General features: G+C 40.1%; 19 protein-coding genes, 1 tRNA gene and 1 pseudogene. 12 read left to right on the top strand and 9 right to left on the bottom strand.

Annotation, left to right across the window (positions count from 1 at the left end; genetic code table 11):
• Positions 1-67 precede the first annotated feature (67 nt).
• The 3 genes from hcpA to mnmG form a co-directional block, all read right to left on the bottom strand.
• A complete protein-coding gene (gene hcpA / locus J5F42_RS00530; protein WP_001936337.1) occupies positions 68-820 on the bottom strand; it encodes a Sel1-like repeat protein HcpA in 753 nt (250 codons plus the stop codon).
• A gap of 473 nt (positions 821-1,293) precedes the next feature.
• Positions 1,294-2,475, bottom strand: a complete 1,182-nt coding sequence (dapE, locus tag J5F42_RS00525) for a succinyl-diaminopimelate desuccinylase (RefSeq protein ID WP_283491377.1) — start codon at positions 2,473-2,475, stop codon at positions 1,294-1,296.
• A 10-nt stretch (positions 2,476-2,485) separates the two neighbouring features.
• A complete protein-coding gene (mnmG, locus tag J5F42_RS00520; RefSeq protein WP_283491376.1) occupies positions 2,486-4,351 on the bottom strand; it encodes a tRNA uridine-5-carboxymethylaminomethyl(34) synthesis enzyme MnmG in 1,866 nt (621 codons plus the stop codon).
• A gap of 95 nt (positions 4,352-4,446) precedes the next feature.
• On the opposite strand from mnmG, the gene J5F42_RS00515 reads away from it, so the two are divergent.
• From J5F42_RS00515 to J5F42_RS00495, 5 genes are read left to right on the top strand one after another with little or no spacing between them, the layout of a single operon-like run.
• Positions 4,447-6,105 (top strand): SLC13 family permease, encoded by a 1,659-nt coding sequence (locus J5F42_RS00515; RefSeq protein ID WP_283491375.1) that lies wholly within the window; start codon positions 4,447-4,449, stop codon positions 6,103-6,105.
• 12 nt (positions 6,106-6,117) lie between these two features.
• A complete protein-coding gene (locus J5F42_RS00510) occupies positions 6,118-6,918 on the top strand; it encodes a phosphatidate cytidylyltransferase (RefSeq protein ID WP_283491374.1) in 801 nt (266 codons plus the stop codon).
• Positions 6,919-8,025 (top strand): 1-deoxy-D-xylulose-5-phosphate reductoisomerase, encoded by a 1,107-nt coding sequence (dxr, locus tag J5F42_RS00505; protein ID WP_283491373.1) that lies wholly within the window; start codon positions 6,919-6,921, stop codon positions 8,023-8,025. It begins immediately after the preceding gene.
• 51 nt (positions 8,026-8,076) lie between these two features.
• Positions 8,077-8,382 (top strand): hypothetical protein, encoded by a 306-nt coding sequence (locus J5F42_RS00500; protein ID WP_000523487.1) that lies wholly within the window; start codon positions 8,077-8,079, stop codon positions 8,380-8,382.
• Positions 8,357-9,211: a beta-1,4-N-acetylgalactosamyltransferase gene (locus J5F42_RS00495; RefSeq protein ID WP_283491372.1), complete on the top strand. Its 855-nt coding sequence runs from the start codon at positions 8,357-8,359 to the stop codon at positions 9,209-9,211. Before J5F42_RS00500 ends, J5F42_RS00495 begins: the two co-directional genes overlap by 26 nt.
• A gap of 69 nt (positions 9,212-9,280) precedes the next feature.
• Here the strand turns inward: J5F42_RS00495 and J5F42_RS00490 are convergent, their stop codons facing one another.
• Positions 9,281-9,892 carry a YbhB/YbcL family Raf kinase inhibitor-like protein gene (locus J5F42_RS00490; protein ID WP_430407957.1) on the bottom strand — a complete coding sequence of 204 codons (612 nt, stop codon included), beginning with the start codon at positions 9,890-9,892 and terminating at the stop codon, positions 9,281-9,283.
• 80 nt (positions 9,893-9,972) lie between these two features.
• Here J5F42_RS00490 and J5F42_RS00485 point away from each other — a divergent pair.
• From J5F42_RS00485 to msrB, 6 genes and pseudogenes are all read left to right on the top strand, one after another.
• Positions 9,973-10,438 (top strand): annotated as a pseudogene (locus tag J5F42_RS00485) (helix-turn-helix domain-containing protein).
• A gap of 167 nt (positions 10,439-10,605) precedes the next feature.
• The gene (locus J5F42_RS00480) at positions 10,606-11,769 is read left to right on the top strand and encodes a NifS family cysteine desulfurase (protein WP_000941688.1); all 1,164 of its coding nucleotides are present in this window, start codon (positions 10,606-10,608) and stop codon (positions 11,767-11,769) included.
• 21 nt (positions 11,770-11,790) lie between these two features.
• Positions 11,791-12,771, top strand: a complete 981-nt coding sequence (locus J5F42_RS00475) for an iron-sulfur cluster assembly scaffold protein NifU (RefSeq protein ID WP_001052011.1) — start codon at positions 11,791-11,793, stop codon at positions 12,769-12,771.
• A 165-nt stretch (positions 12,772-12,936) separates the two neighbouring features.
• A complete protein-coding gene (locus J5F42_RS00470; RefSeq protein WP_000858681.1) occupies positions 12,937-13,170 on the top strand; it encodes a ribbon-helix-helix domain-containing protein in 234 nt (77 codons plus the stop codon).
• Positions 13,171-13,281: 111 nt separating this feature from the next.
• Positions 13,282-14,628: a DNA repair protein RadA gene (gene radA, locus J5F42_RS00465; protein WP_165561108.1), complete on the top strand. Its 1,347-nt coding sequence runs from the start codon at positions 13,282-13,284 to the stop codon at positions 14,626-14,628.
• 123 nt (positions 14,629-14,751) lie between these two features.
• Positions 14,752-15,831 carry a peptide-methionine (R)-S-oxide reductase MsrB gene (msrB, locus tag J5F42_RS00460; RefSeq protein ID WP_097699921.1) on the top strand — a complete coding sequence of 360 codons (1,080 nt, stop codon included), beginning with the start codon at positions 14,752-14,754 and terminating at the stop codon, positions 15,829-15,831.
• Between the two features lie 393 nt (positions 15,832-16,224).
• On the opposite strand, the gene J5F42_RS00455 is transcribed toward msrB, so the two are convergent.
• Positions 16,225-17,058, bottom strand: a complete 834-nt coding sequence (locus tag J5F42_RS00455) for a sulfite exporter TauE/SafE family protein (RefSeq protein ID WP_097699832.1) — start codon at positions 17,056-17,058, stop codon at positions 16,225-16,227.
• Positions 17,059-17,268: 210 nt separating this feature from the next.
• On the bottom strand, positions 17,269-19,350 hold the full coding sequence (hopM, locus tag J5F42_RS00450; protein WP_275093975.1) for a Hop family outer membrane protein HopM/HopN: 2,082 nt from the start codon (positions 19,348-19,350) through the stop codon (positions 17,269-17,271).
• 254 nt (positions 19,351-19,604) lie between these two features.
• On the opposite strand from hopM, the gene J5F42_RS00445 reads away from it, so the two are divergent.
• Positions 19,605-20,762 carry a SulP family inorganic anion transporter gene (locus tag J5F42_RS00445; RefSeq protein WP_198973112.1) on the top strand — a complete coding sequence of 386 codons (1,158 nt, stop codon included), beginning with the start codon at positions 19,605-19,607 and terminating at the stop codon, positions 20,760-20,762.
• A gap of 34 nt (positions 20,763-20,796) precedes the next feature.
• Here the strand turns inward: J5F42_RS00445 and J5F42_RS00440 are convergent.
• From J5F42_RS00440 to kdsB, 3 genes are all read right to left on the bottom strand, one after another.
• A tRNA-Asn gene (locus J5F42_RS00440) sits at positions 20,797-20,871 on the bottom strand.
• 127 nt (positions 20,872-20,998) lie between these two features.
• Positions 20,999-22,450: a porin HopA gene (hopA, locus tag J5F42_RS00435; protein ID WP_097699830.1), complete on the bottom strand. Its 1,452-nt coding sequence runs from the start codon at positions 22,448-22,450 to the stop codon at positions 20,999-21,001.
• Between the two features lie 193 nt (positions 22,451-22,643).
• A complete protein-coding gene (gene kdsB, locus J5F42_RS00430; protein ID WP_283491371.1) occupies positions 22,644-23,375 on the bottom strand; it encodes a 3-deoxy-manno-octulosonate cytidylyltransferase in 732 nt (243 codons plus the stop codon).
• Between the last annotated feature and the right edge of the window lie 27 nt (positions 23,376-23,402).

Genomic DNA, 23,402 nt, shown 5'->3' with positions numbered 1-23,402 from the left:
TTTTCATTAAAACATTAAAAAGCGTAAAAGCCAGCTAAACGCAGCGTTTAGCTTAATTTCATTAAAACTAAAGTTCTATTTTTAATTCCTTGAGAGCGTCGCATGCTTCTTTAACGCTTGATTTGCAACCTTTTTTAAAGTTTTCTACCGCTTGCTTTTCGTCCTTTGCTGTGCCTTGGGCGTTGTATTGCATAACCCCTAAATTATAACACCCCCTACCATCTTTTAATTCGCATGCTTTAGAATAACGAACGATAGCCTCCTTAAAATTCTTTGCCACACCATACATGTATCCTGCATTAATACACCCTGGGCTGTCTTTTAAATCGCAAGCTTTTTCATACAAATCAAGAGCCTTTCTTAAATCCTTAGGCGTGCCTACGCCATAATGGTGTAGGCTTCCCAATACCGTACACCCTTCAGCATGGTTCAATTCACAAGATTTAGAGTAATATTGTGAGGCTTTTTTGGCATCTTTAGAAACGCCTTGTCCGTTATAGTATAAATTTCCTAGTAGGCGACACCCATAACCATCATTTAATTCACAACCTTTAGTGTAAAATTGAATGGCTTTTTTCAAGTCTTTTCCCACTCCTTTCCCTTCTTCATAAAACGCCCCTAAAAAAACACACCCAAAACCCTCTTTTAACTCACACGCTTTTTCAAAATGCGCTTTAGCTTGAGCGAAATCTTGTTTCTTCACGCTTTCTATACCTAAATTAACAAGTTCTTTAGCGTCTGGCTCTGCCATTAACCATCTCAAACACAACGTGCCCAAACACAAGACCCCAAAAAGGGTTTTTTTAACACTCCCTAGCATGATATATCTCTTATTAAAAAAATGTAATCCTTTATAATTATAATCAAATATTGATGATTAAAGCCTTATTGAATGCCATTTTATTGATGGAATAAAGAAAATGATTGAGAATTGCTTCTCTTTTAAGCGCATTCCAACGCTTGAGCTGGATTGCCATGCGATAGGGGATACTAGTGAGAATAAAGCTGTATTAAAAGAGTTTGTTTTAAAAAGTTGGTTGAGCCACCCCTTTAAGAGTGGCTTGGTAAAAGCCCCTTAAGAAATTTAGTCTTTAACAACAGGAGCATGTAAAAACTGCAAAAACAAAAAAAGACCAAAAGATTATAGCGAGATTTGGTTATTTTGTTAAGCATGACCCCACTCTTAAGGTCATGATAAATGGATACTAGCATGCTAAAGCTTGAGTTGGTATCGGCTAAAAAATCGTTGGCGTTAAAAACAAAAACCCACTTAAAACGATTATCTTATTCCATCTATTTTTCACTCAAGCCCTCTAAAACCCCTAAAAACACTTTTTCTAAAAGCTCTAATTCCTTCAAGCTAACCCTTTCATCAATGGCATGGATCCTGTCATTAATGGCGCCAAATTCCACCACTTCTATACCATGAGCGCTAAAAAATCGCGCATCGCTCGTGCCGCCTTTGGTGTTTAAAAGGGGGGTGGTGCGGCATGTCTTTAAAATACTTTCTTTTAAAACGCTAGTAAGCTTTGAATGAGAAGCCGTGATGAAAGGCGAACTGCTTGACTCTAATTCTAAAGTGTGAGGCAAATCTTTTAAAACTTTTTCTAAATATTCTTTCAAACTCTCTTTGGTGGTTTTTAAAGAATGGCGCGCATTAAAGGTAATTTCTACGCTCCCTGGAGTCACGTTATTAGCCCCTAACCCTGCATGCAAGTTAGTGATGACTAGTTTTGAAGGGTCAAAATGCTCATCGCCATTGTCTAAATGAACTCCTGAAATCAAAGGCAAAACAGAAGCGAGTGCATCAATGGGGTTTTGGCATTTTTGTGGGTAAGCCACATGCCCTTGAACGCCTTTTAAAATGAGTTTGCCATTAATAGAGCCTCTTCGGCCAATTTTGATGCTATCGCCTAGGACTTTTTCGCAAGTGGGTTCAGCCACAATCGCCATGTGAGGGAGTAAATCTTTTTCTTTGAGTTTTTCTAACATGAGTTTTGTGCCAAAAATCCCTGGTCCTTCTTCATCGCTTGTGAGTAACATAGAAAGCAAAAAAGGGGTTTTAGGGTTAAAATTTAAACTCGCGCTCAAAAACGCCCCCACGCCCCCTTTCATGTCTTGCGCCCCACGGCCGTATAAAAACCCCTCTTTAATGATGGGTTTAAAGGGATCGTTTTGCCAATTGTTTCCAGGAGGCACGACATCAATATGCCCTGCAAAAGAAAAATGCAAGGGCTTAACATTTTCTTTTATATGTTTTTCTTTTATATGTTTTTCTTTTATATGTTTTTCTTTTGCATGCTCTTTGGGGGGGTTAAAAATGCGGTATAAAAAAAGGTTTTTCACGCCATTTTCCTCACATTCTAGGGTTTTAAAAGCAGGAAAAAGCGATTTAATGTATTCAAAAATACCGCATTCTTTAGGCGTAATGGTGGGGTAGCTGATGAGTTTTTGGGTGATTTCTAAAGCGTTCATTAAAAATCCTTTAAGAGTTTTTTCGCAAATGGATGTATAAATGCAAAACGTCTAAATTCGCCGGGGTGATCCCGCTGATTTCTGAGGCTTCAAAAAGGCTTTTGGGGCGGAATTTTTCTAATTTTTCTACCGCTTCTAAGCTAAGGCCTGGAATGCCTTTAAACACAAAATCTTTAGGGATAGAAACCTTGAGCATGCTGTCCATTTTAGCGATATTTTCGTGTTGTTTTTCAATATAAATATTATACTTGCATTCAATTTTAATCTGCTCTAAAACCCGCTCATTCAAAGGGGCTAAAAAGCTAAAAAAGGAGCGCATTTTTTCTAAATTAAAACTATCGCGCGCTAACAAACTAACGCCATCAACCTTGTCATTGATAGGGTTTTCATCTAATTCATTCAAGCGTTTTAATACTTCTTTACTAGGGGTAAGCACGCATTCTTTAAGGCGTTTGAGATTGTCTTGTATCTCTTGTTTATCTTTTTTTAATTCCTTATAAAAATCCTGTTCCATAAGCCCTAAACGATAGGCATGTTCGCCCAACCTAAAAAGCGTGTTGTCTTCTCTTAAAAGCAAGCGGTATTCGGCCCGGCTGGTAAACATTCTGTAAGGCTCATTCGTGCCTTTAGTGACCAAATCATCAATCAAAACGCCGATATAAGCTTCATTGCGCTTTAAAATAAAGGGGGCTTGATTCTTTAGGGCTAATGCCGCATTAATCCCAGCCATAAGCCCTTGAGCCGCCGCTTCTTCATAGCCGGTAGTCCCATTGATTTGCCCGGCTAAATAAAGCCCTTTGATTTTTTTGGTTTCTAAAGCGTGGGTCAATTCCGTGGGCTGGATAAAATCATACTCTATCGCATAGCCATAGCGCGTGATGAGAGCGTTTTCTAAGCCTTTGATAGAGTGAATGACCTTTTCTTGCACATCTAGGGGCAAAGAGGTGCTTAAGCCGTTGATATAATATTCGCTTTTGTGAATGGTTTGAGGCTCTAAAAACAGCTGGTGGCGTTCTTTTTCGCTAAAGCGGTTGATTTTATCTTCAATGCTAGGGCAATACCTTGGGCCTATGCCTTCAATTTGACCGCTAAATAGGGGGGCTCGGTGGAAATTATCCCTAATGATTTGGTGGGTAATGGGGTTAGTGTAAGTGATAAAACATGAGAGTTGGGTGGGGTTAAAATCTTTGGTTTTATAGCTGAAATAGGGAGGGTTTGCATCCCCAAAATGCTCTTCTAAGCCTTCAAAATCAATGCTATTGCCCGCCACTCTTGGGCAAGTGCCGGTTTTTAGGCGATCCACCTTAAAGCCAAGTTCCCTTAAATTCAAGGCTAAAGAATTGGAAGCGTTTTCCCCAAAGCGCCCGTTTTGGTTTTGGTGCTCGCCAATATGCACCACCCCTTTTAAAAAAGTGCCTGTGGTGATGATCACTTTTTTAGCTCTATAAGTGTTGTTAATGTTTGTGGTTACGCCCACTACCTCATCGTTTTTAATGATTAAACTTTCGGTCATTTCTTGAGAGACGCTCAAATTAGGGGTGTTTAAAACAAGATTTCTTGCAAAAATGCGGTAAGTGTCCATATCAATTTGCGCTCTAGTCCCCCTAACCGCCGGCCCTTTAGAAGCGTTTAACACACGATATTGCAAACCGCTATGATCCGTAATAATCCCCATAGCCCCCCCTAAAACATCCACTTCTTTAGTCAAATGCCCTTTACCCAAGCCCCCAATGGCTGGATTACAGCTCGCTAAACCGATCGTGTCTATGAGCATGGTGATTAAATGCACTCTAGCCCCCATTTTAGCCGCAATCAAGCTCGCTTCAATGCCTGCATGCCCTCCACCAACCACTAAAATATCACTTTCTTTTACCACTCTTTTTCCTGTTTTGATTTTATTTTTCTAAAACCCTAGTTTTGAAAAAGTTTTATTGTAGCATGTAGGTTAGTAATTTTAAAGGGTAAAATAAAATGGAAAATCATTCGCATGCCAATACGCATACCGATACACGCGCCGATGATAAAAGCACTAAGATCGTGCGCTTGTTGGGGTTAATAGGGGGAGCGTTAATCGCACTTGTTATCTGTTATGCGCTTAATGTTCAAATGCCTCATATTGTAGAAGAAATCCCCAAGCTCAGTTCTTTGAATTATAAGGCGATGCCTGTTGTGGCGGGGGTGGCTGTTTTAATGGGGATATGGTGGATGACTGAAGCCATTGACCTGCCTGCAACCGCGCTTTTACCTTTGGTGCTTTTTAGCGCCTTTAGCGTGGATCAATTCGCTCATATCAGCTCTTCTTACGCATCGCCGATTATCTTTCTTTTTATGGGAGGGTTTATTTTAGCTTTAAGCATGCAAAAATGGAACTTGCACACGCGCATCGCTTTAAGCATTATTTTATTGGTAGGCACAAGCCCTAGGAGGTTGATTCTAGGTTTCATGATAGCCACAGGCTTTCTGTCTATGTGGGTGAGTAATACCGCAACGGCGGTGATGATGTTTCCTGTTGGCATGAGCGTTTTGCAATTAGTCGCTAAACTGGTGGGTAAAGAAAACGCCTCTAATGCATTCTACCAAAAAGAAGAAATCACCAAAGCGCATGGGGGTATTATGGGAAATATCGTGCATAAGGGTAAGGACATCGCTCAAGTGATTCAAGAAAAGACGACTATCTATCGCACGAATTTTAGCATTTGCTTGATGCTTGGCATCGCTTATTCGGCTTCTATTGGCTCTTTAGGCACTTTGATTGGCACGCCGCCTAACGCTTTATTAGCCGGCTATATGAAAACCGCTTTCAATATTGAAATTGATTTCGCTCAGTGGATGGTGTTTGGGACGCCGTTAGCCTTCATCATGCTCATTTTATCGTGGCTCTTGCTCACTTATGTGATTTTCCCTTTAAAGATTAAAGAAATCCCAGGGGGTAAGGAAGTCGTTAGATTAGAGTTAAACAAACTAGGCCGTTTGAGTCAAGCGGAAATCTCGGTGGGGATTATTTTTATCTTAGCGTCTTTAGGGTGGATTTTTTTAGACACGATTTTAAAATCTTGGGGCATTAAGATAGATAAGATTGATTCCGTGATCGCTATGGGGGTTTCTGTGCTTTTATTTATTTTGCCCGCTAACAATCAGGGCGATAGGCTCATTGATTGGGGTGTTGCTAAAAAACTCCCTTGGGATGTGCTGCTTTTATTTGGTGGCGGGTTAGCTTTGAGCGCGCAATTTTCTAAAACCGGGTTGAGTTTGTGGATCGGGCATTTGGTTTCTGGCTTTTCGCATTTACCGATTTTATTCATCATTGTCATGGTTACTTTAATGGTCATCTTCTTAACCGAAATCACTTCTAACACCGCCACCGCTGCGGCGTTTTTGCCGGTGATTGGAGGGGTGGCGATGGGCATGGGTTATGAAAACCACCAAAGCTTGTTATTGACTATTCCTGTGGCCTTGAGCGCGACTTGCGCGTTCATGCTCCCTGTGGCCACCCCACCCAATGCGATAGCTTATGGCTCTGGGTATGTTAAAATAACGGACATGATTAAAGCCGGCTTGTGGCTTAATTTAGTGGGCGTTGTTTTGATTAGCGCGTTTAGCTATTTTTTAGTTTCGTTAATATTTAATTGATTAAGGAAAAAAGTGAAAGAAGAGTTATTTAAAGAAAAGTCTCGTTACATTACAGGGGTTGTTTTAATCGTTGTGGCGGGCTTGATTTTGTATGCGGACAATTTGTTGTTGTTTTGGGCTGTTTTGGGGGGGATTTATGCGGTAGGGTTTTTTGAAGCGTTAAGGTTGTTCCAGGTCAAAGCGAGCTTTAGCTTGTATCTTATTTTAGTGTTGTCATGGGTGGCGGCGTATTTTAACGGGCATCCTGTAGAATGCGCTCTTATCAGTGCGATGGTCATGGCTAGTGTTATCGCTTATCAAAAAGCGCACCATAGCGAAGCCATTTTACCCTTTTTGTATCCGGGCGTTGGGTTTTTTGCGCTTTTTGGGGTTTATAAGGATTTTGGCGCAGTAGCGATCATTTGGCTTTTAGTCGTGGTGGTTGCAAGCGATGTGGGGGCGTTTTTTGGAGGCAAGCTTTTAGGCAAAACCCCTTTCACGCCCACTTCGCCGAATAAGACTTTAGAGGGCGCGTTGATTGGCGTTGTTTTGGCGAGCGTTTTGGGATCGTTTGTGGGCATGGGGAAATTGAGCGGAGGCTTTCTTATGGCGCTTCTATTTAGTTTTTTAATCGCGCTTATGGCGGTGTTTGGGGATTTGTATGAAAGCTATTTGAAAAGAAAGGCCGGGATCAAAGATAGCGGTAAGATTTTACCCGGGCATGGGGGCGTTTTAGACCGACTGGATTCCATGCTTTTTGGGGCTTTAAGCTTGCATGTGTTGTTGTATTTTTTAGAAGTTTGGAAAGAGACGGCGGTGTTTTTAGGGGATTGAATGGTTGTTTTAGGAAGCACCGGCTCTATTGGGAAAAACGCCCTTAAAATCGCAAAAAAATTTGGCGTAAAAATAGAAGCCTTAAGCTGTGGGAAAAATATCGCTTTAATCAATGAGCAAATCCAAATTTTCAAACCCAAAAAAGTGGCGATCTTAGATCCTAATGATTTGAATGGTTTAGAGCCTTTGGGTGCGGAAGTGTTTGTGGGGTTAGACGGCATTGATGCGATGATAGAGGAGTGCGTTTCCAATTTAGTCCTTAACGCTATTGTGGGCGTGGCAGGATTGAAAGCGAGCTTTAAAAGCTTACAAAGGAACAAAAAACTGGCCCTAGCGAATAAAGAGAGCTTAGTGAGCGCGGGGCATTTATTAGACATTTCACAAATCACGCCCGTTGATAGCGAGCATTTTGGTTTGTGGGCGTTGTTGCAAAACAAGACTTTAAAGCCTAAATCTTTAATCATTAGCGCGAGTGGGGGGGCTTTCAGGGACACGCCTTTAGAATTTATTCCTATTCAAAACGCGCAAAACGCGCTCAAGCACCCTAATTGGAGCATGGGATCTAAAATCACCATTGATTCAGCGAGCATGGTCAATAAGCTTTTTGAAATCCTAGAAACCTACTGGCTTTTTGGTGCGTCTTTAAAGATTGATGCGCTGATTGAAAGAAGCTCTATCGTGCATGCTTTGGTGGAGTTTGAAGACAATTCTGTCATCGCGCATTTAGCGAGCACGGACATGAAACTATCCATAAGCTATGCCATTAACCCTAAATTAGCTTCCTTGAGTGCTTCCATTAAGCCCTTAGATTTATACGCTTTAAACGCGATTAAATTTGAACCCATTAGCATGGAGCGCTACGCTTTGTGGCGTTATAAAGATTTGTTGTTGGAAAACCCAAAGCTTGGCGTGGTGCTGAATGCGAGCAATGAAGTGGCGATGAAGAAGTTTTTAAATCAAGAAATCGCCTTTGGTGGCCTTATCAAAACCATTTCTCAAGCCTTAGAATTGTATGCTAAAAAATCTTTCAAGCTTTCTAATTTAGATGAAGTGCTAGAATTAGACAAAGAAGTTAGGGAGCGTTTTAAAAGTGTAGCGGGAGTGTAGTATAATAAGATTTCGTTTTTAATAGCGTTTTTATTTCAATTAGGAGTTTTTATGGGGTTAAAAAATAAAATCAAGGGTTTTGTTAAAGAGAGAATGCCTTTTGTGGTGAGATATGTTCGTAGTTTAAAAGGGGCCAAAAACATTGATGATGAAATCAATCATGAAATTAAGGAAATGTTAGAGGCTAAAAAACTTCGTTCTCTTCAAGAAGAAGCTTTATTCAACCATGATTATCAAGAAAGCGTGTTTTTAGCTATCGCTTCTTTAAATAATGAAAGTTTCATTGAATACAACAAGAGTATTTATAAAAATAGTTCTCTTAATTATAATTATGGAGGGGGGGCATTTAGAAGATAGGGTTATCCATCCCACTTTAACTTTACCCAATCCCACGCATTCGGGTTATTTTGACTATGATAAAAAAAGTCAAAACCCTAAAAGCCCTCTAAACCCATGGGCTTTTATTAGAGTCAAAAATGAAATCGTTACTTTAGAAGAGAGTTTGTTTTCTATGCTTCCTGCCATTCAAAGGGGGGTCATTGGTTCTAATGATTGCGATGATGGCTCTAAAGAAGTGATTTTAGAGTTTTGTAAAAAGTTCCCCTCGTTTATCCCTATCAGCTATCCTTATGAAGTCATGCTAAAGGATTGCCCGAGTTTGTGGCACCAACTTTATCATTACTGTAATTATACGCTTTCTTTTATCCCTAAAAATGAGTGGGTAGTCAAAATTGATTGCGATCATATTTATGACGCTAAAAAACTTTATGAAAGTTTTTATATCCCTAAGAGCATTAAAGAGGTTGTGATGTATTCGCGCATTAATTTTGTGGTGCGAGATTTTGAAGTGTTTGTTCGTAATGATGGGGATTTTGGGTTTTTAGACGCATGGGGGGATCATTGGTTATTGTATAACGATTGCGAGCCTTTTGAAATTTGGCGCTACAATGATGAAAGTTATGAAGTCCTAAAACTTAAAGACAAACACCACATTAAAGATAAGGAAATGGTGCAATGGCACTTCCCTTTGGCTAAAAAGAGACGAAACGCTATCGTTTATGATGATTTGATCCCTTTAAAAGAATTTAAAAAACACCATGCCGATTTGATAGGCACAAGGATTGAAGAAAGCATGCCAGATGAAAAGAGGATTTTAGAGGTATATCAAAAATTCCGCTTGCCTTAAATCAATCATCGTTTTTTGCTTCTATGCTCTATTTGTAGGTTCATTGAACTAAACCTACAAGCTTGTAGCCTATTTCCTTACAAACTGCTTGTATAAAAATTCCTTTCTCCCTATGGCGATGATATGGTTGCGCATTTTGTCATGCAAATCGCCTAAGAAAAAAGGGGCTTTTAATTCTAGTTTAGGAATGTCTAGAGCATACACTTGAATGAGGTAATGGTGATCACCATTAGGAGGCATGGGGCCGATATAGACGCTGTTATTGAGATTGGAGCGTTGTTTTTCGCTTTCATTGAGCGGTGAACGGATAAAGCCTTGAGTGAGCGAATTGACCCCTTGAGTAATCCTTTTATCCATCATGGAAGCGTTTTCTTCTAAGACATTGTAAGAAATATTGCCCACGACCCAATGGACAAACGGCATGCCGCACACTTTTTGTGCATCATGATCTATTAATTCTAAAGCGTAGCTTTTAGCGCCTTCCACTTTTTGCCATGAGATTTTAGGCGAATAAGTGGGTAAGCCGTTTGGGTTAAGAAACCCTCTAGGGGCGTTGCCACCAAATTTAGCGTCCAAATACCCTTCTGAATCGGTTTGAATCATCACTTCAAAAGTTTTCATTTTAAGCCCTTTTTCTTTGAAATCATTTTCCTTTATTGTAGCATGATCATAAAAACACATCTTACTTTAAAGCATGATACTAGAATAATCATTTTTAATGATTAAATAGTTATTTATTTTTACTAGTTACCATTGAACGCATGGAAAGTAGAATAAATCGTTTGAGCGCCAAAATAGACGCACTATTGGAACAGCAAAAAAAAAGTGATTTCGTTGTTAGAAACTTATTTGAGCGTTTATTCCACACCACAAGAGGCTTCAAATAAGCTTTTTAAGGGCATTAGTCAAGGGATGGAATTAGCCCCAGAAATCGCGCAAGAAGATGAAGAAAAACGCCTTTATGTGTTGCAATATTTAAGCCATGTGGATATTACTAAAAACAAGCAAGACTCCCAACTCAAAAAAGATTGTTTGGAATTTATCCAAAGGTTTAATATCCCAAAACCCATTATCGTTACCGCTCTTTATAACCTTAAAGGCATTAAGCCCACTAAAAAAGAAGTAGCGAAACAATTGCAAAAACTTTATGTGTGGGAGAGGCGTTACCAACAAGGGGGGATAGACGCTTTAAAAGACAGGCGTGGGAGACCCCTTAAAAAACCTTAAGCGGGTTGATAATGGCTATGTTGGTTTTTAATGGGGGTATTCGCATTTCTCAAAATGTTTTCAAAAATTCATCTTATTTTAAGTTAAAATTAAGAAAATATCTTGTATTTAATCATAATTTAGACCTAGATAAGAAATCTATGTAAAATTTTAAGGAGAACACTCACTTGTTACAACGAATTTATTTAGACAATAACGCTACAACTAGGATTGACCCTAAAGTCAAGGAGATCATGGATCCTTTTTTAAGGGATCATTACGGGAACCCTAGCTCGTTGCACCAGTTTGGCACAGAAACCCACCCAGCCATTGCAGAAGCACTAGATAAGCTTTATAAAGGCATTAACGCTAGGGATATAGATGATGTGATCATCACTTCTTGCGCAACAGAAAGCAATAACTGGGTGTTAAAGGGCGTGTATTTTGATGAATGCTTGAAAAAGGGCAAAAACCATATTGTAACCACGGTTGCAGAGCACCCGGCGGTGCGATCCACTTGTAATTTTTTAGAAAGCTTGGGGGTGGAGGTTACTTACTTGCCCATTAATGAGCATGGGAGTATCACCGCAGAGCAAGTCAAAGAAGCGATCACAGAAAAAACCGCTCTAGTGAGCGTGATGTGGGCGAATAATGAAACCGGTCTCATTTTCCCTATTGAAGAAATTGGGGCTATTTGTAAAGAAAAGGGCGTGTTGTTCCATACCGATGCCGTGCAAGCGATTGGTAAAATCCCTGTAGATGTGTTAAAAGCGAATGCGGATTTCCTTTCTTTTAGTGCGCACAAGTTTCATGGGCCTAAAGGCATTGGGGGGTTGTATATTAGGAGTGGGGTGGGATTGACCCCTCTTTTTCATGGCGGGGAGCATATGAATGGTAGGCGCAGCGGGACTTTGAATGTGCCTTATATTGTGGGAATGGGCGAAGCGATGAAATTAGCCGTAGAGCATTTAGACTATGAAAAAGAAGTGGTAGGGAAATTGCGCGACAAATTAGAAGAAGCGCTTTTGAAAATCCCTGATGTGATGGTGGTAGGCGATCGAATCCATCGTGTGCCTAACACGACTTTAATCAGCGTGAGAGGGATTGAAGGAGAGGCCATGCTGTGGGATTTAAACCGCTCTAATATCGCCGCTTCCACGGGGAGCGCGTGCGCGAGTGAGGATTTAGAGGCTAATCCTGTAATGGTAGCGATTGGGGCGAGTAAGGAATTAGCTCATACCGCTATCAGGCTTTCATTGAGCCGTTTTAACACGGAAGCTGAAATTGATAAAACGATTGAAGTTTTCTCTCAAGCGGCTGTAAGATTGAGAAATATTTCAAGCTCTTATTAAAAAGAATATAAAGGAATCAAAATGGCAAAACATGATTTAGTGGGTTCGGTTCTCTGGGATGCGTATTCTAAAGAAGTTCAAAGGCGCATGGATAACCCTACGCATTTAGGGGTCATCACCGAAGAGCAGGCTAAAGCCAAAAACGCTAAGCTCATTGTGGCGGATTACGGTGCAGAAGCATGCGGGGATGCGGTGAGGTTGTATTGGCTTGTAGATGAAAGCACGGATACGATTGTTGACGCGAAATTTAAAAGCTTTGGTTGCGGGACAGCGATCGCAAGCTCAGACATGATGGTAGAGTTGTGTTTGAATAAAAGAGTCCAAGATGCGGTAAAAATCACGAATTTAGATGTGGAAAGAGGCTTGAGAGATGATCCAGACACGCCGGCTGTCCCTGGGCAAAAAATGCATTGCTCGGTGATGGCGTATGATGTGATCAAAAAAGCTGCCGGCATGTATTTGGGGAAAAACGCTGAAGATTTTGAAGAAGAAATCATCGTGTGCGAGTGCGCTAGGGTGAGTTTAGGTACGATTAAAGAAGTGATTAGGCTCAATGATTTAAAAAGCGTTGAAGAAATCACTAACTACACCAAAGCCGGTGCTTTTTGTAAAAGCTGCGTGAGGCCTGGAGGGCATGAAAAAAGGGATTATTACCTGGTGGATATTCTTAAAGAAGTGCGCGAAGAAATGGAAGCTGAAAAACTTAAAGCCGCTGCGAATAAATCCCAAAGCGGGGAATTGGCTTTTAGGGAAATGACTATGGTTCAAAAGATTAAAGCCGTGGATAAAGTCATTGATGAAAATATCCGCGCTATGCTTATGATGGATGGGGGGGATTTAGAGATTTTAGACATTAAAGAAAGCGATGATTACATTGATGTGTATATCCGCTACATGGGGGCATGCGATGGGTGCATGAGCGCGACTACCGGGACTTTATTTGCCATTGAAAACGCCTTGCAGGAATTATTGGATCGCAGTATCAGGGTGTTACCGATTTGATTTGTTTTGATATTTTTAGGGGGTGAAGGCCTTTTTTGAGCGAAGCGCTAATAAACTCAAAATGAGGAATGATTAGCGCTTGCGACATTATTCATTATACGCTACTTTTATGCTAATATGCTATTTTCGTTTAAAGCGATTTGCGATGATGATTGAAGGAACTTGATGAAAACGACAGAAAACACAGATGAAACTCACTTAAGGGGAACTAAAAATAAACTAGGACGCAAACCAAAAGCAGACGCTAATAAAAAAACTCGTGCTGTAAGCTTGTATTTTTCTGATGAGCAATACCAAAAACTAGAAAAAATGGCTAACGAAGAAGAAGAAAGCGTGGGATCTTATATCAAACGCTATATTTTGAAGGCTTTAAGAAAAATAGAGCAAAATGGCCCTTGATGACTTTTTAACTTGTTTTGAGTGTAGCTTTACGAGTTTTGCTACAGAACAAAACCAAAGCTCCGTTTTTATCCAGTTTTTAGCTGTGTGATTTTAAAAAAGAGTGGTATTTTGGCTAAAAAAACTTCTTTATTTGAGTGTCAGCATTGCGGTTTTACAAGCCCTAAGTGGTTGGGCAAGTGCGTTCAATGCAACGCATGGGAGAGTTTTATAGAATTGAACCAAGCCCAAAAGGAAGTTTTAAACGCGCTTAAAAAACCGCTCCCACAAGCGCAAAAAAGCGTTTCTATCGCTGCAATTGAGCATGAAGAAGTCATCAAGTTTTCTTCCACTCAAAGCGAGTTGGATATTGTTTTGGGTGGAGGGATCGCTAAAGGGGGGTTGTATTTAGTGGGGGGGAGTCCTGGGGTGGGGAAATCCACTCTGCTTTTAAAAGTGGCTTCTGGCTTAGCCAAAAACCAGCAAAAGGTTTTGTACGTGAGCGGGGAAGAGAGCTTGAGTCAGATTAAAATGCGCGCCACTAGATTGGATTGCATAGAAAAAGAATTGTATCTGCTCAATGAAATCAATTGGCCTGTGATTAAGGCTAATATAGAAAGCGAAAATTATTTTGCTTGCGTGATTGATTCCATTCAAACGCTTTATTCGCCAGAGATTTCTTCAGCGCCCGGCTCTATTTCGCAAGTGCGAGAGATCACTTTTGAGCTCATGCGTTTGGCCAAAACAAGAGATATTGCTATTTTTATCATCGGTCATATCACTAAAGAAGGGAGCATCGCAGGGCCTAGAGTGCTAGAGCATATGGTAGATAGCGTGCTGTATTTTGAGGGCGATCCCAGTAGGGAATTAAGGATTTTGAGGAGTTTTAAAAACCGCTTTGGCCCTACGAGTGAAATCGGCTTGTTTGAAATGAAAGAGCAGGGTTTGGTGAGCGCTAAAGAAGCTTCAAGCTTGTTTTTTTCCAAAGAAGAGCCTATGGAGGGGAGTGCCATTACCATCACTTTAGAAGGATCAAGGGCGTTGATTTTAGAGATTCAGGCGTTGGTGAGCGAGTGCAGTTTTGGAGCGCCCAAACGATTGGCGAACGGGTTTGACACTAACCGCCTTAACATGCTTATTGCTCTGTTAGAAAAAAAGCTAGAAATCCCCTTAAACCGCCATGATGTGTTCATTAATGTGAGCGGAGGCATTAAGATTAGCGAGCCGGCTTGCGATTTAGCGGTCATTGCCAGTATCCTTTCAAGTTTTAAAAACAGAAAAATTGACAATAAAACGGCGTTTTTGGGCGAAGTGAGTTTGAATGGCAGGATTTTAGAAGCCCCTAATTTGAACGCCAGATTGAAAGAAATGGAAAATTACGGCTTTTTAAAAGCCATTTTGCCTAAAAAACCCAGTCAAAAAACCTCTATCAAATGCTATGAAGCCAATGCGGTGGGTAAGATTGTTGAATGGATGTGATTTTAAATTTTGTTACCTAATAGAACAAAGCCTTATTAAAATTTAAATTCAATTTAAAGAGCAATTACCATCTTTTTTAGTTATAATGGCGGACACCATTAAAATTAAAACAAAGGTTATTCAATGAAGGTATTATCTTATTTGAAAAATTTTTATCTTTTTTTAGCGATAGGAGCAATTATGCAAGCGAATGAAAACATGGGATCTAAACTTTCCAAAACCGATGAAAGAGTGATTTACTTGGCTGGGGGGTGTTTTTGGGGGCTAGAGGCGTATATGGAGAGGATTTATGGCGTCATAGACGCAAGCTCTGGTTACGCTAACGGCAAAACTTCAAGCACGAATTATGAAAAATTGCATGAGAGCGATCATGCTGAAAGCGTGAAGGTGGTTTATGATCCTAAAAAGATCAGTTTGGACAAGTTGTTACGCTATTATTTTAAGGTGATTGATCCGGTGAGCGTGAACAAGCAAGGTAATGATGTGGGCAGGCAGTATCGCACAGGGATTTACTATGTCAATAGCGCGGATAAAGAAGTGATAGACAACGCCTTAAAAGCGTTACAAAAAGAAGTGAAAGGCAAAATCGCCATTGAGGTAGAGCCGTTAAAAAATTATGTGAGGGCTGAAGAATACCACCAGGATTATTTGAAAAAACACCCTGGTGGTTATTGCCATATTGATTTGAAAAAGGCGGATGAAGTGATTGTAGATAGCGATAAATACACCAAACCCAGCGATGAAGTTTTAAAGAAAAAACTCACCAAGCTCCAGTATGAGGTTACGCAAAACAAACACACTGAGAAACCCTTTGAAAACGAGTATTACAACAAAGAAGAAGAGGGCATTTATGTGGATATTACCACAGGCGAGCCGCTATTTTCTTCAGCGGATAAATACGACTCCGGTTGCGGGTGGCCAAGCTTTTCTAAGCCTATCAATAAAGATGTGGTGAAATACGAAGACGATGAGAGCCTTAATAGGAAACGCATTGAAGTGTTGAGCCGTATTGGTAAGGCGCATTTGGGGCATGTGTTTAACGATGGACCTAAAGAATTAGGGGGCTTAAGGTATTGCATCAACAGTGCGGCTTTAAGGTTTATCCCCTTAAAAGACATGGAAAAAGAGGGCTATGGCGAGTTTATCCCTTATATCAAAAAGGGTGAATTGAAAAAATACATCCAAGATAAAAAAACGCATTAAGGGGGTATGACTAAGCCTCCTAATGTTGGGGGGTTAAAATGGGGAATTTAAGCGTTTGGGTTGTCTTATGGGTTATTTTAAAAAACGCTAAAATACGCCCTAAATAATTCATTTTTTAATTACCCTTACCTTGAAAATATTCTTTTTTAAGTTTTATGGTTTTGTTCTCATCAAATAAAGATAACTAAAACTTTTTATTTTTTTAAAAATGGGGTTTTTAATTTTATTTTTTGTTTCAAACTCATTTTTTAAGGGGGTAGGGGGTTATCCCATTACAACCTCCAAACTAAACCCCCCTAACCCTAAAGAAGCGCTTTTTTAGAGATTATCGCTTGCTCTTAGAAAGCTTTTTGATATTAATTTTAAAAATGCCTTTGATTTATTTTTAAATTTTTACCCCATAATGAGCTTGTGTAAAGTCGCTAAAATGCTTAAAGCATAAATGAGGAGTAACAGGATTTTATGCACCTTTTCATTAGCCAAAGCAATCAGCTTAATGCCAATGCCCACTCCTAAAAACGCTCCAACACCGGTAATCACCCCCGCTTGAACGCTTATATCATCAAGAACCTTCCCGTTATAAAGAGAGATGACCCCAGACAAAGAAGCGAACACCACAAAAAATAGTCCCAAAGGCACGATTTTTTTAGAATCGTATTTCAAAAAGTAGCCCAAAAACGGCACCATTAAAATCCCCCCGCCCATGCCTAGCGGGATAGAAAAGATGCCGGTAACAAAACCGGCGAGCATCAAAACCCCATGCGTTCTATCCATAGACACAAAGGGGATTTGGCGCTTTTTTTCGGGCGTTTTGTTATTCGCATGCAAATCAAAATGCATTTCTTCAAAATGCTCTGGTTTCTTGTTGCTAGAAAAAGCGTATTTGATAAAGGTGTAGCACACCACCACCACAAACACGCCCATTAAAATTTTATCGTCAATGATTTTTAAAATAAAGCTCCCTAAAATCGCCCCCATTAGCCCTCCAAGTGCAGCAAATGAGCCCTCTCTCAAATCCAATAAGCCCTTTTTGTAATTGATGATAGAGCCGACCACTGAAGAAAAAAGCATTTGCATGAGCGAAATCCCCACCGCATGGCTATAGCTAAAATGGGCAAAAATCGCGCTAGGGACGACAATCTCCCCCCCACCAATACCAAAAAACCCGGCGGTAATGCCAGTGAATAGCCCCACAAGAGCCAAAATGAACGCTGTTGATTCTTCCATGAAAAACTCCCTAAATTTTAAATGATTACTTTATCAAAAAAGAGTGATAATCTTTAAAAAATTTTCTTTAATGATTGCAAAAATAGGGTTTTGATTACTTTAATTTTATCGCTTGGGAGCGGTTGCAAGAGATTATCTAGGCTCTTTACTGCTTAATTTTAAAAATGCTTTTAAGCGTTTTTAAACAAACCCCTTTTTTAAAGAGGGTTTTTAGTAAGCAAACACATAATTGAGGAAAAGGCTATACATCCTTCTGTATTCTAGTTTCGCCCCCATGAAAGAATAGTAGCTTGTGTTGATCGTAGGGATTTTAAAACCTAGTTCAATGCCATGCTGAGCGGCATGATCGCTGTCTTTTTTCTTAGGCCTAGCGAGATTCATTCTCAAGCCTAAATCAAACAAAAATTGGAAGTTAGAAGCGCTGACATTAGCGTTATAAATGCCATTCATCATGGTCAAATTCACTTGTTGGGAATTAAGCCACGAAGTCCCAGCTAACGCAAAACCACCAAAAAGCCCCACAGAAAGCTTGTTATTTTTGCCTAAAAAGTTGGTGTTTTTATCGTTGATGAAGTTATAAAGCGCATCCATACCCACCCCATAAGTCCACACATCAGAAGCCGAGTTAAAAAAATTAGATTTGATATAAGCATGGTTATAATCAAAGAAACCATAATACCTTAACCCCCAATTCCTTTTTTTGCCAAAGAATTGCTTATAGCCCACTTGCACGCCAATGCCATTCATCGCCCCGTTATTGTTTTGATAGTCAATCACGCCGATGCGCCTAAAGGGGTTTTTGCCTAGTTCTTGCGTGATGGTTTGGAATTGGCTGTATTTGTTGGTATCCAAAGAATAAGTGAGCAAACCTTCTGGGGAATTAGGGTTTTGAGTGGCATGCGTCATGTTTTGAAGAGATTTAGCGTTAGGCAAGTGAGAAATACCATTATTGATCGCTGTAGAATCTTTCCCTAAAGTGTTAAGGGCTTCTTTAAAATTCAAAATGGTTTGAGACAAAGCCCTATCCTGATTGACCTGGTTGCCATAATAAGCGGTGTGTTGCTCTAAGGAATTGAGAGTTTCTTTCACAAACGCGCAGCCTGAACCCCAAGTGTTATTAGTGATCACGCCAGCCGATCCTGCTTTACATTCTTCCAAATCCCCTTGAATAGGCCCTTGAATGCTGTGGAAATTGTCCGCTACTTGTTGGGCTAAATTCAAAATCTCTGCTTGAGCTTCAGCTCTATTGAGCATTTCTTGAGCGAATTGCTTATTTTTAGAAGTGTAGGGGTTGAAATTGTTGGGTTGCGTGATTTGGGCGTTTTCATTAGCGTTAAGCTGTTGGGTTTTTGCTAGGGCTGTTTGAGCGTTTTTGATCATCTCGTTAATAGCGTTAAAACTATCGCCAAAAATATCCACTACATTCCCAGGCGTAGAACTCAAACCCCACGCTTTACCGCCATTGCTCGTTTGCACATGCGGGTTTTGAGTGATAAGGACTTGCATGATGATACTAGCCTGTTGCAAAAGGTATTCAGCGTTATTATTGTATGTCAATTGTATCGTAGGCGAGAATGATGATCCGCCTGAATAAGAGGTTGGGATCTCTTTCCCATTCTCTGTATAATAATGCTCTATGATATTGTTTTGTGCAGTGGTCCTATAATTGGTTTGTTGTATGTTGACTACCCCTGTTTTGGTGGTGTCATTCAAGGCAGGCATTCCGCCTCCTTGGTTTTGGTTTAAAGCGGTTTGGATGATTTGATAAGCTTGGTTGAGTTTTTGGTATTCGTCAATGGATAGAATGCCATTGGGACCTGTCCCGTATGCTTGATTGCAAGTGGTGGTTGTCCCATTAAGGGCTGGTGTGTTACCAAACGATTGGTAGCTTTGATTATTGGTAGGGCCAGGGCCACAGCCAATAAAAAGGGCTATGACTTGCCACATGCCCACAGCGGCATTGAGCGCTAAAGCCACAGCTTGATAAGCCGGGGAAGTGGTGGTAGCGCTAGTGAGGTTGATCGCGCTTGAGCTTAGATTATCAATCGCACCGGTGATCGCGCTCGGTGTGCTGGCTAGATTGACTAAGGAATTTAAGTAATTGTATTGGTTTAAAAGGTTGCTCAAATTATCGTATTTGTCCGCAAGATTTTGCAATGCTCCTGTGTTTTTCACTTGTTGAACCGCTTCACCGATTTGATAGCCCACGCTCATATAAAATCCGTCATCTTCAGCCCTTGATAATGAGAGCATGAGAGAAAGAGAGAGCAAGAGGGATTTTTTGATTTTCATGTTTTCTCCTTTTATTAGATTTTTGTTGGTTTCGCATTCCCATGATAGCCATGTTTATGAAATTTCGCCATTCTACCATAAAATGCTTATTCTTAACTTAAAATTTATATTTTGAAAAAAAAAAAAAACAATTTTAAGTATTTTTTACAATAAAATATCATAGAGCTTGATTTAAGAAAAGGGATTTTATCCGGTTTGAAATTGGTTTTTAAATCTTTGGCTACAATCAAGCCATTCTAATGAGAAAGAGTGGCATGTTGGAAAAGATACAAAAAGAATGGCTGAGCAACATTCAAAAAGATTTGTTGTCTGGTTTTGTGGTGGGGCTTTCTGTGATCCCAGAGACGGCCGGCTTTGCGATCATGGTGGGTTTAGATGTGGGCGTGGCGTTTTATACGACCTTTTACATGGCTTTTGTGTTGTCTCTTTTTGGGGCTAGAAAGGCGATGATTAGCGCAGCGGCCGGCTCAGTGGCGCTCATTTTAGTGGGCGTGGTTAAAAACTATGGGCTTGAATACGCGGGCGTGGCGACTCTTATGGCAGGAATATTGCAAATTCTTTTAGGCTATTTGAAAATAGGGAATCTTTTAAAATTTATCCCGCAATCAGTGATGTATGGTTTTGTGAACGCGCTAGGCATTTTGCTTTTAATGGAGCAATTCAAATTCCTTCAAAACCAAAATTTAGGGGTGTTTATCTTGCTTGTTATTGGGATATTGATCATTTATCTCTTCCCCTTAATCACTAAAAAAATCCCCTCTAATCTGGTTTGTATCCTTATAGTGAGCGCGATCGCTTTAATTTTTGATACGCATGCGCCGAATTTGGGGAGTATTGAGCAAGGGGTTTCAGGCTTTCATTTCATCATTATCCCCAAAAATTTGGATTTTAAAATGGTGGCAGGATTGTTGCCTTACGCTCTTTCTTTAGCGCTAGTGGGAACGATAGAAAGTTTATTGACCGCTAAAACTTTAGATGTCATTTTAAAAGACGGCGTGAGCGATAAAAATAAAGAAACTAAAGCGCAAGGCTTGGGGAATATCATCTCAGGGCTTTTAGGGGGAATGACAGGGTGCGCTTTAGTGGGGCAGTCTATCATCAACGCAAAATCCGGGGCTAAAACAAGGCTTTCTACTTTTTTTGCCGGCTTTTCTTTAATGGTGTTAATATTAGTGTTTAATGAATACGTGGTTAAGATCCCCATTGTGGCGGTTGTGGCGGTGATGGTGATGATTTCTTTCACCACTTTTAATTTCCAATCCATTATGAACATTAAAAAAATCAAGCTCTATGACACGCTCAACATGCTCTTAGTCGTGGCGGTGGTTTTATACACGCATAATTTAGCGATAGGGGTTGTGGTGGGGGTTTTAGTCAATGCGTTATGGATCAAATCTAAAGGGATTGCGTGAAGTTTTATTTTAAAAAGTTGGATAGCTAGAGATATGGCTCCAGATGTAGGATTCGAACCTACGACCAAGCGGTTAACAGCCGCCTACTCTACCGCTGAGCTAATCTGGAATTTCGCTCAAAAAATAAAGAGAAATTCTAGCGTGTTTTTTGTAAAAAGTCAAGTAAAATGATGCCGTTATGCATTGAGAGCCAAAAAGTTGGCTTGTCCTCATTAATAATGAGAACCGATTCCATATCAATAAGCCAAAACATAATTGAGATACAAGCTATAAAGCCTGCGGTAGGCTAATTTAGCGCCCATGAAAGAATAGTAATTGGTGTTGATCGTAGGGATTTTCACGCCTAATTCAACGCCATGATGGATCCCTTGAAGCCTTAAGCCCGTATTGAATAAAAATTGGAAATTGGTGTTGTTGATCTTAGCGTTGTAGGCGCTATTGGTGATTTTTAAATTCGCAGATTGGTTGTTAAGCCATGTCGTTCCCGCTAATGCGATGCCTCCAAAAATGCCAAAAGAGACTTTGCGGTTTTTATCGGATCCGCCATTGATGAAATTCAATAAAAGATCGCTGCCCGCGCCATAGGTGAAAACATTGGAAGCGGAGTTGAAAAAGTTGGATTTGATATAGGCATGGTTGTAATCAAAAAAGGCATAATAACGGATCCCAAAAAATTTATTTTTCCCAAAGAATTGCTTATAGCCTAATTGCACGCCCACGCCATTCATCGCCCCGTTATTGCTTTGAGAATTAATTAATCCCACGCTTCTAAAGGGGTTATGGCCAAACTCTTTGGTGGTGGTTTGGAATTGAGAATATTGGGTTTCGTTGAGAGAATAACTATAGCTAGATCGGCTCACCAAACTGTGAAACCCTTTAGAATCGGGCGTTTTTTGAAGGGTGTTATAGATGGTTGCTAAATTGTCCCCTTTGAGGTAAGAGATAGTGTCATTAATAACGCTTGAGACTTGATTGAGGTTTTTATTGAAATCAGCGTTGGTAAACGCGTTTTGTTGGTTTGGATTTTCTGGGCTAGTTCTTCGGGCTTCTGCAGCGGCTTTTTTAGCGCTATCAATCATGCTGTTTATGGCGTTAAAGGTGTTGCCAAAAATAGCGCATGCGTTCCCGCTTGCATTAATGCCCCATGGTTTGCCATTGCCCCCGTCTACGCTTGGGCATTGGTTTTGAAGGGTGCTAATAATGGTGCTAGCTTGCCCTAAAAGATGTTCGTAGTCATTTTCAACTTTAAGATCATTGTTTTTATTTTCTAGGGTATTTTGGAGCACTTGAGAAATCGCATTGATTTTGTCGTATTCGCTAGTGGGTAGCGTGCCACTGGCTAAATTAGAGGCTATCACTTGCCACATGCCTACTGCAGAGCTGAGTGCTGAGGACACGGCTTGATTAGCGCTATTAGGGGTCGTTTTCAATCTGCTAGCGCTCTCTTTTAGATTATTAATCGCTTGAGTGGTGCTTGAATCAGTGTTAGAGGCTGTTTGTTTGAGTTCGTTATAGCGGGTTAAAAGATTGTTCAAATTTTCGTAAGCGTTGGAGACTTTTTGGATTTCGCCGGTGTTTTTCACTTGTTGAACCGCTTCGCCGATTTGATAGCCCACGCTCATAAAAACGCCGTCATTTTCAGCGAGGAGCGATGAAACCATAAGAGAAAGTAAAATCGTTTTTTTCATAAAATGTTCCTTAAAGTAATGTTTTATTTGTAAAATCGTATCAAATTGAAACTTTATTTACAATTAGTTTAAAGTATGCCATAAATTTATTGAATTTTTAATAAAATTGAGCAAAAATTAAGAAACTTTGCTTTTTTTTGGATTTAAAAAAAGGTTTTTGATAGTGAAAAATGTTTTGAGTATTTTTTAAAATTTATCGCTCAAGGAGATCGGGGCTAAAAATTTTCAAAGCGTTTTGCAAATCTTCTTTGGTGTCAATGCCTATGCTTTGGCTTTGAACGATTTTTACTAGAATCTTTTTTTGGTAATACAAAGCCCTTAATTGCTCTAATTTTTCTGTTTCCTCTAAAACGCAAGATTTTAAAGCGCATAATTCTTCTAATATTTCTTTATTGTGGAAGCCATAAATACCGATATGCCCTAAAAGGGGGGTTTGGCGTTTCGCATCAGTGTCTCGTAAAAAGGGGATAAGGGAGCGCGAAAAATACAAGGCGTTATTTTGGCTATCTAAAACCACCTTGACTAAATTGGGGCTTTTGGCTTGCTCTTCATCAATGACTTTAGCGCAAGTCGCCATGAAAGGGGCGTTTTGGGTGGCTTCTAATAACGCTAAAATGACTTCTTTTTCCAAAAAAGGCTCATCGCCTTGCAAGTTTAAAACCCTTTCATCGTTTTTTAACCCTAAAATTCGCGCCGCTTCCAAACAGCGTTCTGTGCCGCTATTGTGGTGTTTGGAGGTTAGCACCGCTTTAATGCGGAATTTTTGGCATGTTTGCATGATGCTTTCATCATCGCAAGCGACTACGCATTCATCTACTAGACTCGCATTTTTAGCGCAACGCACTACCATAGGCAAGCCAAAAATGTCTTTTAGCACTTTATTTTCAAAACGACTGGATTTTAATCTAGCAGGAATGATAATCATCTTTAAACCTTTTTAAGCCAAAATAGG

Source organism: Helicobacter pylori (assembly GCF_030062585.1).
GTDB classification, from domain to species: Bacteria; Campylobacterota; Campylobacteria; order Campylobacterales; family Helicobacteraceae; genus Helicobacter; species Helicobacter pylori_CN.
This window is presented reverse-complemented; position numbering and strand designations above follow the sequence as displayed.